14 protein-coding genes are annotated in these 16,335 nt (G+C 35.6%); 9 read left to right on the top strand and 5 right to left on the bottom strand.

The window, feature by feature from the left end; translation table 11 throughout:
- The first annotated feature begins 185 nt into the window (after nt 1-185).
- Nucleotides 186-905 (top strand): cell division ATP-binding protein FtsE, encoded by a 720-nt coding sequence (locus A8143_RS04300; RefSeq protein WP_066756785.1) that lies wholly within the window; start codon nt 186-188, stop codon nt 903-905.
- Here A8143_RS04300 and A8143_RS04295 read toward each other — a convergent pair whose 3' ends face one another.
- The gene (locus A8143_RS04295) at nt 906-2,222 is read right to left on the bottom strand and encodes an amidohydrolase family protein (protein WP_066756783.1); all 1,317 of its coding nucleotides are present in this window, start codon (nt 2,220-2,222) and stop codon (nt 906-908) included.
- A 9-nt stretch (nt 2,223-2,231) separates the two neighbouring features.
- The gene (locus tag A8143_RS04290) at nt 2,232-5,279 is read right to left on the bottom strand and encodes an amidohydrolase family protein (protein WP_066756780.1); all 3,048 of its coding nucleotides are present in this window, start codon (nt 5,277-5,279) and stop codon (nt 2,232-2,234) included.
- Nucleotides 5,280-5,376: 97 nt separating this feature from the next.
- On the opposite strand from A8143_RS04290, the gene A8143_RS04285 reads away from it, so the two are divergent.
- Nucleotides 5,377-5,829: a cytochrome B gene (locus A8143_RS04285; RefSeq protein ID WP_066756777.1), complete on the top strand. Its 453-nt coding sequence runs from the start codon at nt 5,377-5,379 to the stop codon at nt 5,827-5,829.
- Between the two features lie 21 nt (nt 5,830-5,850).
- Complete coding sequence (hflX, locus tag A8143_RS04280; protein ID WP_066756774.1) at nt 5,851-7,050, top strand: GTPase HflX; 1,200 nt, start codon at nt 5,851-5,853, stop codon at nt 7,048-7,050.
- On the opposite strand, the gene gldA is transcribed toward hflX, so the two are convergent.
- The 3 genes from gldA to A8143_RS04265 all read right to left on the bottom strand — a co-directional run bounded on the left by gldA (nt 7,047) and on the right by A8143_RS04265 (nt 9,272).
- A complete protein-coding gene (gene gldA / locus A8143_RS04275) occupies nt 7,047-7,949 on the bottom strand; it encodes a gliding motility-associated ABC transporter ATP-binding subunit GldA (protein WP_066756771.1) in 903 nt (300 codons plus the stop codon). The genes hflX and gldA overlap by 4 nt on opposite strands.
- A 177-nt stretch (nt 7,950-8,126) precedes the next feature.
- A complete protein-coding gene (locus tag A8143_RS04270) occupies nt 8,127-8,771 on the bottom strand; it encodes a MarC family protein (RefSeq protein ID WP_066756768.1) in 645 nt (214 codons plus the stop codon).
- Nucleotides 8,772-8,906: 135 nt separating this feature from the next.
- Entirely contained in the window at nt 8,907-9,272 is a 366-nt protein-coding gene (locus A8143_RS04265) for a winged helix-turn-helix transcriptional regulator (protein WP_066756765.1), read from the bottom strand.
- A gap of 119 nt (nt 9,273-9,391) precedes the next feature.
- On the opposite strand from A8143_RS04265, the gene A8143_RS04260 reads away from it, so the two are divergent.
- From A8143_RS04260 to A8143_RS04235, 6 genes are all read left to right on the top strand, one after another.
- On the top strand, nt 9,392-10,261 hold the full coding sequence (locus tag A8143_RS04260; protein ID WP_066756762.1) for an SDR family oxidoreductase: 870 nt from the start codon (nt 9,392-9,394) through the stop codon (nt 10,259-10,261).
- 1 nt (nt 10,262) lies between these two features.
- Nucleotides 10,263-11,156 (top strand): 4,5-DOPA-extradiol-dioxygenase, encoded by an 894-nt coding sequence (gene ygiD / locus A8143_RS04255; protein ID WP_066756759.1) that lies wholly within the window; start codon nt 10,263-10,265, stop codon nt 11,154-11,156.
- A 58-nt stretch (nt 11,157-11,214) separates the two neighbouring features.
- On the top strand, nt 11,215-11,616 hold the full coding sequence (locus A8143_RS04250) for a hypothetical protein (protein ID WP_066756756.1): 402 nt from the start codon (nt 11,215-11,217) through the stop codon (nt 11,614-11,616).
- Nucleotides 11,617-11,659: 43 nt separating this feature from the next.
- Nucleotides 11,660-12,514, top strand: coding sequence for an HAEPLYID family protein (locus tag A8143_RS04245; RefSeq protein ID WP_066756753.1), 855 nt, complete (start codon nt 11,660-11,662; stop codon nt 12,512-12,514).
- An 80-nt stretch (nt 12,515-12,594) separates the two neighbouring features.
- Nucleotides 12,595-13,641, top strand: a complete 1,047-nt coding sequence (locus A8143_RS04240; protein WP_066756751.1) for an alpha/beta fold hydrolase — start codon at nt 12,595-12,597, stop codon at nt 13,639-13,641.
- Between the two features lie 119 nt (nt 13,642-13,760).
- On the top strand, nt 13,761-16,205 hold the full coding sequence (locus A8143_RS04235; protein WP_083261209.1) for a TonB-dependent receptor: 2,445 nt from the start codon (nt 13,761-13,763) through the stop codon (nt 16,203-16,205).
- Nucleotides 16,206-16,335 lie beyond the last annotated feature (130 nt).

The following is a 16,335-nucleotide window of genomic DNA, read 5'->3' as shown; positions in this document are numbered from 1 at the left end:
GAATATTGAATGATGAAGTGCGGTTAACACTCTTCAAAAAACTTCAGAATATTCAAACCTGACCTTTGATTTTGAGACTAAGAACAAATAACAAATTGTGATTATCGTGTAATAAAAAATAACACTCCCGAAAAATTCATATTTTTACATGAATTATACAATTTGACAAAACAAGCTATAGTTAAATGGAAACAGAAAACAGTATATTTTGGATTAAAGAAGGAGAGATTAGACAAGGAGATGCGCTGGTATTGAAATCTGTGAATTTACACCTTGAAAAAGGAGAGTTTGTCTATTTAATTGGTCGAACTGGATCAGGAAAAAGTAGTTTGTTAAAAACCATTTACGGTGAATTAAAATTAAGTGCTGGAACCGGAAAGGTGGCGCAATTTGATTTAAACACCATCAGACAAAAAGAAATTCCATATTTACGAAGAGAATTGGGTATTGTTTTTCAGGATTTTCAATTATTATCGGATAGAACGATTATGGAAAACCTAAAATTTGTGATGCGTGCCACCGGCTGGAAAGGCAAAAAAGAAATCCTGCAGCGTGGAGAAGAAGTTTTAAGTTTAGTTGGACTGGATCATAAAGGGGATAAAATGCCAAATCAATTATCAGGTGGTGAGCAACAACGCGTATCAATTGCACGCGCCTTAATTAATAAACCTGCATTTATCCTAGCCGATGAGCCGACAGGAAATCTTGATCCAGAAACATCGAAAGAAATTATGACCGTATTACTGGCTATTGCGAAAGAAGGAACTTCTGTACTTATGGCGACACATGATTTATCGATTATGGAACAATTTCCTTCTCGGACAATTCGAGTGGACAACCAAACTGTGACAGAATTAAACCCTATGAATCAATTTGATCCATTTTCTCAAGTGAGTTTTGAGTAATTAAGGCTCAAATTCTTTTAAATCATACTTTTTAGCATACTTTTTTGCCAATTGGATTTGATGATTATCCAATAGAATGAAACGACCCTTAACCATGGCTGTACTCACTTTATTGGTTCGCATATCCAAGGCATTTCCTTCGGAAACAAAAAAAGTGGCATCCTTACCCGCCTCTAATGAACCAATACGATCATCAACTCCGAGGATTTTTGCAACGTTCAAGGATATTGACGCAACAGCCTCCTCTTCGGACAAACCATAGGCCCATGCCGTACCAGCTAAAAAAGGTAAATTCCGCGCATTCATCACCTCCATATCACCCGCTGACTGGATACAATACGGAACATTCAACCTACTTAATTCTGCTGCTTTATGATAATTAGTATAAGACAAATCGTCTTCAAATTTTGGTAATGCATGCGGCCGACCTAACATGACGGAAAAATTATTCTCGTTTAATCGAGCCGCCAATAAATGTGCATCATATCCACCAACAATCACAGGAAACTTAAGTTTAAAATGTCTTGAAAAATCAATAATATCATTAATCTCTGGAGCAAAATCAGCATGAAAATAAACCCGTTGACTACCTTTAAATACGGACTTCATAGCTGCCAACTTTAAATATGTTTTATCTGGAGACTTAATATCCGAATATATTTTAGCCTCTTCAAAAAACGCATAAATTATTGCTAATATCTTATTGTATTTTTCATTTGCATCATCCTTTCCAGGTTCGGCCCACCACCCCGAACGGTTATATTTTTTTGGCCAATTGATATGGATACCATCATCTGCCTTATAAACAGCATCCTCCCAATTCCATCCATCCATTGCCATCACAGAAGAAGCACCAGAAATCAAACCTCCTCTGGGAGTTGATTGCGTTACCAAAACACCATTCGTTCGAACTGTATATAATACTTTAGAATCCGTATTATAAGCAATTAAACTACGAATATGAGGATTTATTTGTCCTACTTCATTAAAATCCCTCGTGGCTCTTACCGCATCAATTTCAGTTAAACCCATTGTAATATTTGCCGCAATGAATCCAGGGTAGACATGCTGACCATTTAACCCTATAATCGTATCCCAATCTGATTCATTTAGCTGGTAGGTAAGGGCATTTTTTACAAATAAAATTTTTCCATTCTCTACAGCTAAAACTGAATTGTGAATATAATTTCCGTTTCCAATATGAGCGGATCCATTTTTGAATAAAATTCGGTTATACTTTTGAGTTTGTGGAGAAGGAACTTGTCCAACCCCATAATTAAGCATCAATACAAATAGTAATCCTATAATTTTTGTCATATTCTATAATTATTGTCCTTCCGTATCACAATGGTAATGCGGGTTGATTTTTTTAAACGGTGCTACTGTTTTAACTCCGTTTGATTTAGCTTCTAGCATCAATTTCATTATACGATTCCGTTCTAGCTGATCTCTATCATGCAATTGCACGTTTTTATTGATATCATAGAATAAAATTCCGTCAATAAAAGTTTGTTCAACTCTAGCTTGGATGGACAAAGGATGGTTCGACCATATTACAATATCAGCATCTTTACCCTCTTTCATACTCCCCAATCGATCGTCCAGATGTAGTAATTTAGCAGGGTTCAGCGTTATCATTTTCCAAGCATCTTCTTCAGAAACTCCACCATATTTTACAATTTTTGCCGCTTCATGATTTAACCTTCTGCCCATTTCTGCGTCATCAGAGTTGATAGCGGTTACTATTCCCATTTCATTCAATATTGCAGCGTTATATGGAATTGCATCATTTACTTCAAATTTATACGCCCACCAATCAGCAAAAGTTGAAGCTCCTGCTCCGTGAGCTTTCATTTTATCCGCCAATTTATAACCTTCCAAAATATGCGTAAATGTATTGAGGACGAATCCCATACTATCTGCGACTTTCATTAACATATTTATTTCGCTTTGAATATAGGAGTGACAAGTTATAAAGCGTTCACGATTTAAAATTTCAACCATTGCTTCCAATTCCAAATCACGTCGTGGAGCTCGTGTTTTGGATTTCTTTTTATCCGATAATTCAAGATACGATTCCCATTCCAATTCATAGGCTTTTGCCCGAATAAAAGCATCATAAAACACTTGTTCAACCCCCATTCTTGTTTGAGGAAAACGAACAGTTTGGTGATCACCCCAATTTGATTGTTTAACATTTTCACCCAAGGCAAATTTGATAAACTTAGGCGCATTTTCAATCAACATTTCTTCTGGTGTAAATCCCCATTTCAGCTTAATTAAAGCTGATTGCCCACCTATTGGATTTGCTGAACCATGTAACAACTGCGACGTCGTTACACCACCTGCCAATTGACGGTATATATTGATATCATTAGAACGAACAACATCTTGTATCGAGACTTCGGCAGAATTACTCTGCCCACTTTCATTAACGCCTTTGCTCACTGCTATATGAGAGTGTTCATCAATAATTCCAGTCGTGACATGTTTTCCCGTTCCATCAATTACAATTGCATTATTGGGGATTTGATGAATGCCTTCGTGAACACCTTTAATTTTGCCATCTTGTATCAGGAGGTTTGCATTTTTGATTACCCCAAGATCTTCATTTGTCCATAAAGTGGCATTTTTAATAAAATAAGTTTTCGACCTTGGTAAGCTATCAAAACCATACGCCATGTTCGGATAATTTATTCTGTCCACTGACGATGTATCAACTTGGAAATCTTCTTTCTTTTTAATCTCCTTATATTTTTCACTTCTTATTGCACTCCAATCCACAAAATCACCATTTGGAAGCTGAGCTCGCCCATGGAATGCTCCTAATGAAGGATTATAAGAACCATTAATTTGAACTACCCCATCATAATTCCCTTTCTCTTCAATAAAAGTCATACTGAACTGTAAACCATTTAATTTTAGCATGGGCTTGAGCTCAAGGGTATCCATTTTGCGAGTGCCGCTAATCGAATCATTTCTCCAGACATAAGCAGACAATTCACTGGTTAATTTATCAACATCCCCATTGATATTCCAGCCATAAACAATACCATTTAGGTTTAAATTATAAGTACCCCTTATATCTACGTTCTTAATATCTTTTAATTGATTCCTCTTACCCACACTCCAATTTTCATAAATTTCTCCATCTAAAAACAAGTCTCCTTTAACAATTAAAAAATTTGCCAACTTGCCTTCCTCTAACGTTCCAACCTCTTTTTGAATTCCTAAAAAACTTGCGGGATTTATGGTTAACGCCTCTAAAGCGGCTTTTTTAGAAAGACCTTTTTTAATGGATAACCGTATATTTTTCAAAAAATCCTCTTTCTTTTTTAAACCATAACTAGTAAAAGCGAAAGGAATCTTGTTTTTATGTAAAATGTATGGGTTATAAGGTTTCATTTCCCATTCCTTTAATTGTGCCAATGAAACGAATCTTGCTAGATATGGATCTGTGACATCAAAAGGTTCAGGAAAATTAACCGGTACAATAAGTTTTGCATTCATTGCTTTAATAGCCTCTATTCGCTCAAATGAATCTCCGCCTCCTTTAACGATAAAGTCTAACCCAAACTCGTTAGCCAACTTATAGGCGCGAAGGATTTCTAGTTTATCAAACGTCTCAAATATTTGAGGTAGCTCAAGATTCTCCAACCCTTTTACCAGCGAAACATTTTCTTTTAAACCATCTTGTTCGGCATACCAAAGTGCATCATAAAAAAACTGTCGGATTAAAGCGATTATTCCCATTTGCGACGACGGATAAGTTTGTTTAGACATTCCTTTAGCGAATGAATAATGGTTAGCAACTCTTGATTTTATAACTTCACCCTCTTCATCTTCATTTCCAAGTCCCACTAAAACACTAGTTCCACGTAAAATTCCATCTTTTTGATGGGTATTTATAATTCCTATTCCTTGTTTTAAATAAGTAGCTTTCTCTTTTATTCTTTCTGGATCAAAGAATTCAACAGCATCTATCTCCGGATGAATCGCTTGATTCCAATAATAAGGTCCTTTTTTCAACGAATACAATTGTGGACTATTTCCCTCCTTGTTAAATTTATGTAGTTGCACTCCTTCGGCCGAGTACATATCTATGAATCCTGGATAAATTGTAAAACCTTTCAAATCAATCCTAATAGCTTCTTTTGGGGGAATAACGGCCAAACCAAGTTTAAGAATTTTATCTCCTTGGACCACCATCGTGCCCCGTTCAATTACCTCGTTTGGACTTACAATAATTTTAGCGTTAGTAAAGGCAATTAATTGATGAGCATTAGCTACATCATTTTTAGGTTCAATTTCTTGTGCGTTTAGCAAGGTGCACAGGAGGATAGAAAAACAACCCAAAAAAATTGATTTCAACATAAGTAATTCAATTTTAGTTCATGTTCAGTATAAATTTAAGATTCAACCTCATCATGTTATCGGATTAAACCTTAAATTTGTCCAAAAATAAGGATTTATGGATACATTTGGACGCATTCTTCAAAGCTCGCACTCCGGTTGGCGATGGATTGTTTTAGTTTTATTAATTACTGCTGTAGTAAAGGCGCATTTAGGATGGAAACAAAACAAAAATTTCAAACCATCTGATAAGAAGTTAGCATTGTTTGCTATGATTGCTTTTCATATTCAATTTTTATTTGGTTGGGTATTGTATTTCTTTAGTCCAAAGGTGGCATTCATAGCTGAAACCATGAGTATTAAGATATTACGTTTCTTCACGGTTGAACATTCATTAATCATGACAATTGCAATGGTATTGATTACGATTGGTCATTCAAAATCAAAAAAGAAAGAAACTGACACCCAAAAATTTAGAATGATTGCTATTTTCTATACATTGGCTCTAATTTTAGTCCTTGCTGGAATTCCATGGCCATTTAGAACAGATTTAGCAGCAGGTTGGTTTTAATTTAAATCGAGAGAGGGATATATGTCGACAGGATTTTCGCACATAGAGTCAAAAGCTGAGCATGCAGTATTAATAGGCGTTATTACTGGTGATCAAACGGATGAATTAGCAAAAGAGTACATTGACGAATTAGCGTTTTTAGCTGAGACTTCTGGTGCTGAAACTAAACGTAAATTTTTACAACGGGTTGATCGTCCGAATTCCAAAACCTATATTGGATCAGGAAAAATAAAAGAAATTAAGGAGTATATTGATGCCAATGAAGTTGATGTTGCCATTTTCGATGACGAACTTTCTCCTTCTCAGCTCAGAAATATCGAGCGTGCTTTTGAAATTAAAGTATTGGATAGAAACAACCTCATTTTAGATATTTTTGCAAGTCGAGCTCGAACAGCACATGCCAAAACTCAAGTCGAATTAGCGCAATATCAATACCTACTTCCAAGATTAACCGGCATGTGGACGCACTTGGACAGAACAAAAGGGGGGATTGGTATGCGTGGCCCTGGTGAAACACAAATTGAGACCGATCGACGTATTATTAAAGAAAAGATTTCATTACTTAAGGATAAACTAAAGAAGATTGACAAACAAATGGCCGTGCAACGCGGTAACCGTGGTCAATTGGTTCGGGCTGCCTTAGTTGGTTATACAAATGTCGGTAAATCAACAATTATGAACCTCTTGAGTAAATCAGAAGTATTTGCAGAAAACAAACTATTTGCGACATTGGACACTACCGTTCGTAAAGTTGTGATTGACAACCTCCCATTCTTAATGTCTGACACTGTTGGATTTATTCGCAAACTACCTCATCAATTAATTGAATCATTCAAATCAACCTTGGACGAAGTAAGAGAGGCCGATATTTTGATTCACGTCGTTGATATTTCGCACCCCAATTTTGAGGAACAGTATGAAGTTGTGAATGAAACGATTTCAGAAATTGACGATGAAAAAAAGAAAAAGCCGCATATCGTAGTTTTTAACAAAGTTGATGCTTACAATCCGAAACCTGATGAGATCGGCTTTCACCCCGATGGTAAAAAGTTTGCTTTGGCCGAATTAAAGAAAACTTGGATGGCTAAACTAAATGCTGACGATTGTATTTTTATCTCTGCGCAAGAAAAAATAAATATAGAGGAATTTAAACAAGTACTATATGATGAGGCAAAAGCGATTTTTCAAATCCGCTACCCATACCATAATTTCTTGTATTAATTTTGAGTCAATTCTTTAAAAACTTCTTCCATTGATTTTTCTTCAATGGACATCGCTAGAATTAGAAGACTTTCTCGCTGTGCAAATTTTGCAATCTCTGGACGTACATCTCCTGCACCTAGAAACACCCATTTATTGTCATCTACTTGCTTGACGCTTTTAACACCTGGTATTTGACGCAATTGGTTTCGCGAGCAATTTTTATCAAACTCTACCAAAATAGTTTGCTTTTCCACATCTTTTTGCTGAATCTCTTTTGCTGAATTATCCGCTACAATTGTACCTTCTTTAATAATGATTACACGGTCACATATAGCTTCAACTTCTTGCATAATATGCGTGGATAACATCACCGTTTTTGTCTTACCTATTTCAATAATTAACTTTCGAATATCAACCAATTGATTTGGATCAAGACCGCTTGTTGGTTCATCTAGAATCAAAACTTCTGGATCATGAATAATAGCTTGTGCTAATCCAACACGTTGACGGTAACCTTTAGATAATGCTCCAATTTTTTTATTTTGCTCTTTCTCTAATCCTACCTTTTTTATCATTTCCTGAACACGCTCTTTGCGGTTAGGTATTTTGTAAATGCCTGCTACAAATGACAAATATTCTTTCACATACATATCCAGGTAAAGCGGATTATGTTCTGGTAAATAACCCACTTTTTTACGAACTTCAATGGAATGCTCCTCCACATCGAGACCGCATACTTTTACCGTTCCAGCAGATTTAGGAATAAAACAGGTGATTATTTTCATCATGGTAGACTTACCTGCACCATTCGGACCTAAAAACCCAATTATTTCACCTGAATTAACTTTGAATGAAACATCGTTTAATGCGGCTTGCTCACCGTAATATTTGAAAACATTCTTTACTTCTATCGACACTTTTCCTGAATTTCTTGTTAATTACGAATAAAAAATAACACTTTTCTTTATTCCCTACGAAAGTAACGGATTTTCCACCATTTGATTACAAGTACCTGTTAAAAAATTCAAATTGAAAACGGGAAACCACCTCTTCTATTTATATTCTCAACCTGTTATAAACTTCAAGTTTCTGTGCTAAGATTGTACGAACGACATTGAAATGGCATCAACAATTGCTGCAACTGCACTAATAATGTATTCAACACCGATGGCTATCACGATAAACCCTATAATTCTTGATAAGGCATTAATCCCTGAAGCTCCAAGGACCTTAACAATCATAAAAGCACTTTTTAAAACCAAGTAAATCACGGCAGCAGTAAAAGCTATTGCTCCTAATATCAGTATCCTGTCGGTAAACCCGATATAAGATTCATGATAAGTTATCAGCAATGAAATCGTACCAGGCCCTGCAAGCATCGGAATTGCCAAAGGGGTCAAAGAGACTTCTGAACGGTTAAAAGCATCATCCTTTTCTCGTTTTTTCATGCCCTTGTGCTCCGTAAACTTACCGGTTAACAAGGCAAAACCGGAAGACGTAATTATCAAACCACCGGCAATTTTTAAGGCGGATAAACTAATTCCAAAAAAAGCTAGTATATATTTGCCCACGAAAAAAGAAAGGACAAGGATGACTAGCACATTAAATGCCGTCCAAAACGCAACTCCCGAACGTTCTTTTTTAGTGTTTTCCGTTGTTAACCCAACGAAAATGGGTACCGTACCTAGCGGGTTTATTACCGAAAAAAGTGCGGCAAATGTAAATACGAAAAGTTCCATTTTTTTGCCGCAAAGTTGAGTATTTAATTCTGAGTATTTTTCAGGCTTTTGGTTAAGCTACCGTTATTTTGAATCCCTATAAAACACTTTATTTTAATAACTTTTTTTTAATCTAAATATCAAAAAAAACGAACATCAATTCAATTTCTCAACAACAGTTTTTCGATGCTCTATTCCCCATTCAACCATTGCATCCAAAACTTTTACAATGTTTTTTCCCGAAGTAGTCAATTCATATTCGATTCGAATGGGTGTTGTATCATAAACATTTCGTTTTACAACACCATTCATTTCCAAATCTTTTAATTCTTTCGAAAGCATACGAGGGGTGATTTTTTCAATGTTCGCTTGGATATCTTTAAATCGATTTTTACCGTATAATAGGGATGCCAAGATCGGCATTTTCCATTTTCCATTCATTACATTTAAGGTGTCATTTATGGCCAAAACAAATTGTTTCGGACATTGCTTCACATCTTCTATTTCACTTAAAACACTCATTATCTATCAATTAACAACTTACTATACTAAAGTATATCAATATTCAATGTACATTAACTATACTTTATATATCAAATCTAGTAATTTTGCTTTAATAATAGATAATAAAAAATAAAAATATGATTTTAATAACAGGAGCGACAGGACATTATGGTATGGAAGCCATTAAGAGTCTAATTCATAAAGGAGCGAATCCTACCCAAATTATTGGTCTAGTGAGAAACCAAAATAAATCTGAAGAATTAAGGGATTTAGGTATCGTTATTAGAGAAGGTAATTACGATAACATTCAAACACTTAAGGATGCTTTTATCGGCGTAGAAAAACTATTATTTGTTTCTGGAAGCGAGGTTGAAACTAGAGAAAGTCAACACAAAAATATTGTCGACGCAGCCAAATCTTCAGGTGTAGAACATATTATTTACACCTCTTTCATTCGTAATACTCCAGCGAGTACTTCTGCCATTTCTTTTCTACAAAATACACATGAAAAAACGGAGAAGTGGATTATGGAAAGCGGTATTACATACACTATCTTACAAAATTCACTTTACTTAGATATGTTACCGATTTTTATAGGTGAAAACTTAAAGGAAAGTGGTGTGATAATTCAACCTGCAGCAAACGGCAAAGTGAGTGCAGTTTTACGCTCAGAACTTGCCGAAGCAGCCGCAGAAATCATTCATTCAAAAGGACATGAAAATAAAGTATATTCATTGACTAATAACCAGGCCGTTTCATATCAAGATATTGCCGAAGCTATAAGTCAGGCAAATGATCAAGAAATTCGTTATATTTCAACGAGTCCTGATGAATATCGTTCAGAAATGGAAAAACATAATGTGCCAACTGATTATATCAACCTAATTTCCTCATTTTCGCAAGCACAAGCGAAAGGTGAATTAGAGGTAATAGATGGTACACTTGAAAAGTTACTCAAAAGACAACCAACACCTACAACAGAATACTTATCTCAAGTTTATGCTTAACATGAATAGAAAAGATTTTTTGAAAATTGCAGGTATCGGAGCTTTGTCCGTACCTGCAATTGCTTCGATACAGAAACTTAATGAACTCTCTAAATCATTTAGTAGCACATCATTAATGCCTGTTTTGTTCTTAGGTCATGGTTCACCAATGAATGGTATAGAGGATAACGAGTTTGTTCAATCCTTTAAAAAAATTGGGAAACGGATGGAGAAACCTAACGCAATATTAGTTGTTTCAGCACATTGGGAAACGAATGGTACGTATGTGACTGCAATGGAAAACCCACGAACCATTCATGATTTTGGAGGATTTCCCAAAGCTCTATATGAAGTAAAGTATCCAGCACCAGGACATCCAGAATTAGCTAAAGAAATTCAAGAATTAATTCAACCAAAAGGTACCGTATTATTAGACGATCATGAATGGGGACTTGATCACGGTAGTTGGACGGTTGTAAAACACCTTTACCCTAACGCAGACATACCGGTAATACAAATGAGTATAGACCGCAATTTGAGTCCGCTAGATCACTATCAATTGGCACAGCAACTAAGTGCTCTCAGAAAAAAAGGCGTTCTGCTGGTTGGCAGCGGAAATAATGTACACAATCTCCGCAGAATCGCTTGGGACAAAATGAATGATTATTACGGTTTTGATTGGGCTTTGGAAGCTAATTCAAAGATGAAAAAATGGATCAAAGAAGAAAATCATCAGCCTTTAATAAACTTCAGAAAACAAGGCGTAGCATTCGATTTATCCATTCCAACAACCGAACATTATATTCCACTTTTATACATATTAGGTGCACAAAACAAGGGCGAATCAATCGAAATTTTTAACGACAAGCCTCTAGGTGGTTCTTTAACCATGACTAGTGTTGCCATAGGGTTATAATTGATTAGATTAACATAATTTTAATCCTTTACATCCCTTTAATCCTTATTTTTGACGCGTGTTAGAAAGGATTAGAAATAACATTTTCATACGTCTCACTTGGGGAATACTGGGGTTGTACCTGCTCAATACTAGTGTTGATTTTGAAGATCTAAATCCCGAATATATCGCTGAAGATTTAACCATTAATGATCAAGAAAGTATCTTAGAAATAATCTTAGAAAAAATACTTGGATACGAAAACGCTATACACGAATACGACGACTATGATTCTGACGAATCTAAAAAACAAAGCTCGGTCAAGTTTGAAATTAAAATAAACTCAGGTAATAACATCCCAATTTGTTTGACTGGTAAACGTGTCTGTGACCATTATTACTATTTAGATAGTCACCTGTCTAAGGGCCATTATAAACTGCATACTCCTCCTCCAGAAATTGATTTGTTTTTAGAATACTAATCTCTTGATAAAAGGGAATAATTCATTAAAATAAATCAATAACATGAAATTAAAATGCTTTTTTATACTAGCTATTCAAGGGCTAGCTACTTGTGCTTTGGCGCAACCTGAAAAGACAAAAAATGAGCGTCTTTTCATTCAAAACAATGAAAACAACAATAAACCCAGTAAGGTTTTGCATGCTGAACCCCTATACATCGACTTAATCCGTGACTTAGGTGCCAGAAAAGGTGAAAAAGAATGGAACGTTGGCTTGGGTTTAACAGACAACTATAAATATGATGCTTACGAAGCCTTAATCGAATATGAATGGGCACCCATTAATCGTATTGGACTTGAAGTTGAACTCCCGTTTACATTTTATTCACCCAGTCAATTTGAACAGAAAGATTCTATTCCAGGTCACCGTTTAAATAGTTTAAAATTAGCCGGTCAATGGTCCTTTTTTGTTAATGAGACAATTGCAACCTCTATGGCTTTAGGTTATATACATGAGTTTGAACTCCCCCAATTTAAGGCGTACCATTCCTTTGATATAACAGGCAATGTATACAATCCTTTTTTTGTAATCGCCAAAAGGTGGGGAACAAATTTTCACACGTTATTGTATACTGGACCTCAACTAATTCACCACTTCGATCATAAGACCATTTCAATGGACTATCAAATAAATTCGAATATCCATTATATGATCAACGGAACTAAAAATTTTATGGGGGTTGAATTCAATAAAACTTTCCATGAGAATGATTTTGACATGACCATACGACCACAGTTACGTTTAGGAATTGCTGATAATTTACTCATTGGAATTATTACTGGAATTCCTATTAAAAGGGAAAACGAACGTTTAAGTGGTTTTATAAGACTTATTTGGGAGCCTAAACACCACAAATAAAAAAGAAGTAAAATGTAACATATTGTGGGATTAAACTGTAAAAATAACTAAATTAAACCCGTGTCTTAAAATCCCACAATATGTTCATTTATAAAGCACATCACCAAGCACTTCGAGTTTTAGCTTGTTTCTTATTTATTTTTGGTAATGTATCTTACGCCCAATATCAGTCCATTGACGAAGTTGTAACGCATTATTCATTGACCACAAAAAAAGATACTGTTGATTTTATAATACTGACCCCTGATGTTTCCGATAAAAAACCTATTTTCCTTTGGTGTCAAGGTTCACAACCAATACCACTATTTGTCGATGCAGGCGAAAATGGCTATTATTTATTGGGTGGAGGGGCAACCAATTTTATCACTTCTGAACTCATCCAAAAATATCATGTCGTTGTTATTTCGATGCCCAAAACACCTTTAATAGCAAAACGCAACCAATTGAATTCTAATTATGCATTTATCCCTGACACAACAGCACCGCATACATACTCGAGTGATTTTTTAGCTGCGGATTATTTAGACAACTATGTCATGCGCGCAAATATGGTTTTGGACTTTTTACATCGTCAAAAGTGGGTGGATGACAAAAAAGTAATTGTTGCTGGCCATTCTCAAGGTGCCAAGGTCGCGACAAAAGTGGCTTCGTTCAACCCTAGCGTAACCCAATTAGGTTTATTTTCCCCGAACCCTATGGGCAGAATTGATCAATACATTCGTTCGGCCAGGTTAGATGCTCAACTTGGTAAAATTTCATGGGCCGAAGCAGATTCGATCATGAATTCGACTTATGATTATTATGCTAAAACAAATCTTAGAGATAGTCTAATAAACAATCCAACTCTTAAAACATGGAAAAGTTTTAACGAGACGTTTTATGATGATTGGTTAGAGTTAGATATTCCAATTTATATTGCTTATGGAACAGCAGACCGATCAGCCGATCTATGCGACATTGTTCCTATTCTATTTTTAGATGCCAACAAATCCAACCTCACATTAAAAAGATATCTCAATTTAGAACATAACTTTTTTGAGGTAAAAGAGGACGGACAAACCAATTACGAAAAAGAACATTGGAATGAAGTAATAGCAGAATTTAATTCATGGTTACATCAAAAATAGCCTGAATTAGACCACACTAATTCTAAGATTAAAAAATACCATAAAAGTGGTATTCTTTAGACCGAATCTAAATAAGATCTTTGCGCCACGAAACAAAAAAAAATAAAGCGTTTAGATTAATGAAGAAGGCAATCATATTAATCGGTCTAAGTATTTGTATTACAACACAAATACTTGCTCAAACCGGAGCAGTAAAAGGAAAAATTTGGCAATCAGATAGCACAACCTCGATAGCAGGTGTAACTGTGTTTTTAGAATCAATGCCGCAAATTACATCGTCAAATGGAAGTGGATATTTTGAATTGAAGGATGTTCCTACAGGTAAATACACACTAATTACTTCAAATATTGGGCATCTCACTGAAAAAAAACAAATTGAGATTAAACCTGATGTTACCACCGAGATAAGCTTATACTTAAAAGAGGCCATTTCAATGTTAACCCCGGTTACAGTTATGACTGGCGGCGATGTCGGAATCCAAGAAATTCCAGGTTCAGTTTACTATTTATCACCGAAGGAAATTGAAAAATTTAGCTACACTGATGTCAATAGAACTTTGAGGACAGTTCCAGGAGTCAACTTGCAAGAAGAAGATGGCTTTGGACTACGTCCGAATATTGGATTGAGAGGGACAGGTGTCGAAAGAAGCTCTAAAATAACCGTAATGGAAGATGGTATTTTGATGGCACCTGCTCCATATGCTGCACCCGCGGCCTATTATTTTCCTACAATTGGTAGAATGCAAGCTGTTGAAATTTTAAAAGGAAGTAGCCAAATTAAATATGGCCCTTACACAACTGGTGGAGCAATTAATTTAATCTCTTCTCAGATTCCTAACGAATTTTCTGGTAAAATTAACCTTTTAGGAGGTAGCTTTGGAGGCAGAAATTTACACGCTGTTGTTGGAAATTCGCATAAGAATTTTGCATACATGGTTGAAACTTTTCAACATGGTTCAGACGGTTTTAAAGAACTTGATGGTGGGGGAAATACTGGATTTAACAAACAAGATTATCTTGCTAAATTTAGACTAAATACGGATTCCGATGCCCGCTTCTACCAAGCTTTGACGTTTAAAATTGGACAAGCAACTGAAACTTCTGACCAAACTTATCTAGGCCTTAGTCAAGCAGATTTTGACACTAATCCTTATCGACTTTATGCTGGTTCGCAAATGGACCAGATGAATACAGAACAAACGCAATATGCGCTTTCTCATTTAATAAAATTTTCTAAAAATTTACAAATAAACACTTCGGTTTATCGCTCTGATTTTAAACGAAACTGGTACAAATTAGATAAAGTAAGAGATACCGCTGGCAATGCAGTGGGTATTAGCTCAATACTCGATAACCCTTCTGAATATGCTGAGCTGTTTGATGTAGTACGTGGTGGTACTAGCATAAACGATGATGCTTTGTACGTAAAAGCAAATAACCGATCGTACTATGCTCAAGGTGTTCAAACCAATATTGACTACACTTTTAAGACAGGCAAATTAACTCATAATCTTAACCTTGGAGTTCGTTTACATCAAGACCAAATCGATAGATTTCAATGGGCTGATGAATATGCGATGAATAACGGAGTTATGCAATTAACGAATGCAGGTGAAGCAGGAACAGAAAGTAACCGTGTGGAAACAGCAGACGCATTAGCGGCATTTTTACAATATCAATTAAAAATAAAGAAATTTACGATTACGCCTGGTTTGCGATATGAAAACATAAAAATTGCTCGAGAAGATTATGGCAAAAATGACCCAAACAGAACAGGTTCAGATTTAAAAGAACGATCAAATCAAGTAGAGGTATTTATTCCAGGAGTGGGAATAGATTATCGATTTAACAAATACCTGAGTTCTTTTGCCGGTGTCCATAAAGGATTCTCTCCTCCTGGCTCTACAGAAGGTGCTTTACCAGAAGAAAGTATTAACTACGAACTAGGATCTCGATATCGTAAAAATGCCTTTAACGGACAGTTAGTGCTCTTCTTTAATGATTATAGCAATTTGCTTGGAGCCGATTTAGCAGCTGCAGGCGGGAGTGGCTCTACTGATTTATTCAATGGTGGAGCGGTTGAAACAAAAGGAATTGAGTTTCAATTTGGATATGATTTACTCGCTTCATTTGCCGAAAGTAAATTCGCACTACCTTTAAACCTTTCGTATACCTATACCGATGCCAAATTTCGAAATAGCTTCGAAAGTGCGTTTGATGGTTGGGGAGATGTGGAAGCAGGAGATGAATTCCCATATTTAGCACATCATCAATTAGCAATTGTTCTAGGCCTACAACATGCTAAATTTGGATTAAATATAAGTGGAAGATATATGGATGAAATGAGAACTTCACCAGGGCAAGGTGAAATTATAGATACAGAAAAAACTGATGCCTACTTCATCCTTGATGCGAGTGCAAATTACCAACTCCACAAGAATTTTCAACTTTTTGCAAATGCCACTAACTTAACCAATCAAGTTTATGTCGTTTCCAGACGACCAGCTGGCTTAAGACCAGGAATGCCATTTGCGTTTAACTTAGGAATTAAAGCTCGTTTTTAACGAGCTTTTTTTTGGTCAAATAAAACGTGGTAAAGAATAGCCAAAGGAAATAAAAGAATTAACAGCTGAATACCTTTAAACTCAAATTTTTCCTGCAATTTCAATAAGACATAAAGCTCTAACAAGAGCG

The organism is Crocinitomix algicola, from assembly GCF_001661595.2.
In the GTDB taxonomy this organism is placed as follows: Bacteria; Bacteroidota; Bacteroidia; order Flavobacteriales_D; family Crocinitomicaceae; genus Crocinitomix; species Crocinitomix algicola.
This window is presented reverse-complemented; position numbering and strand designations above follow the sequence as displayed.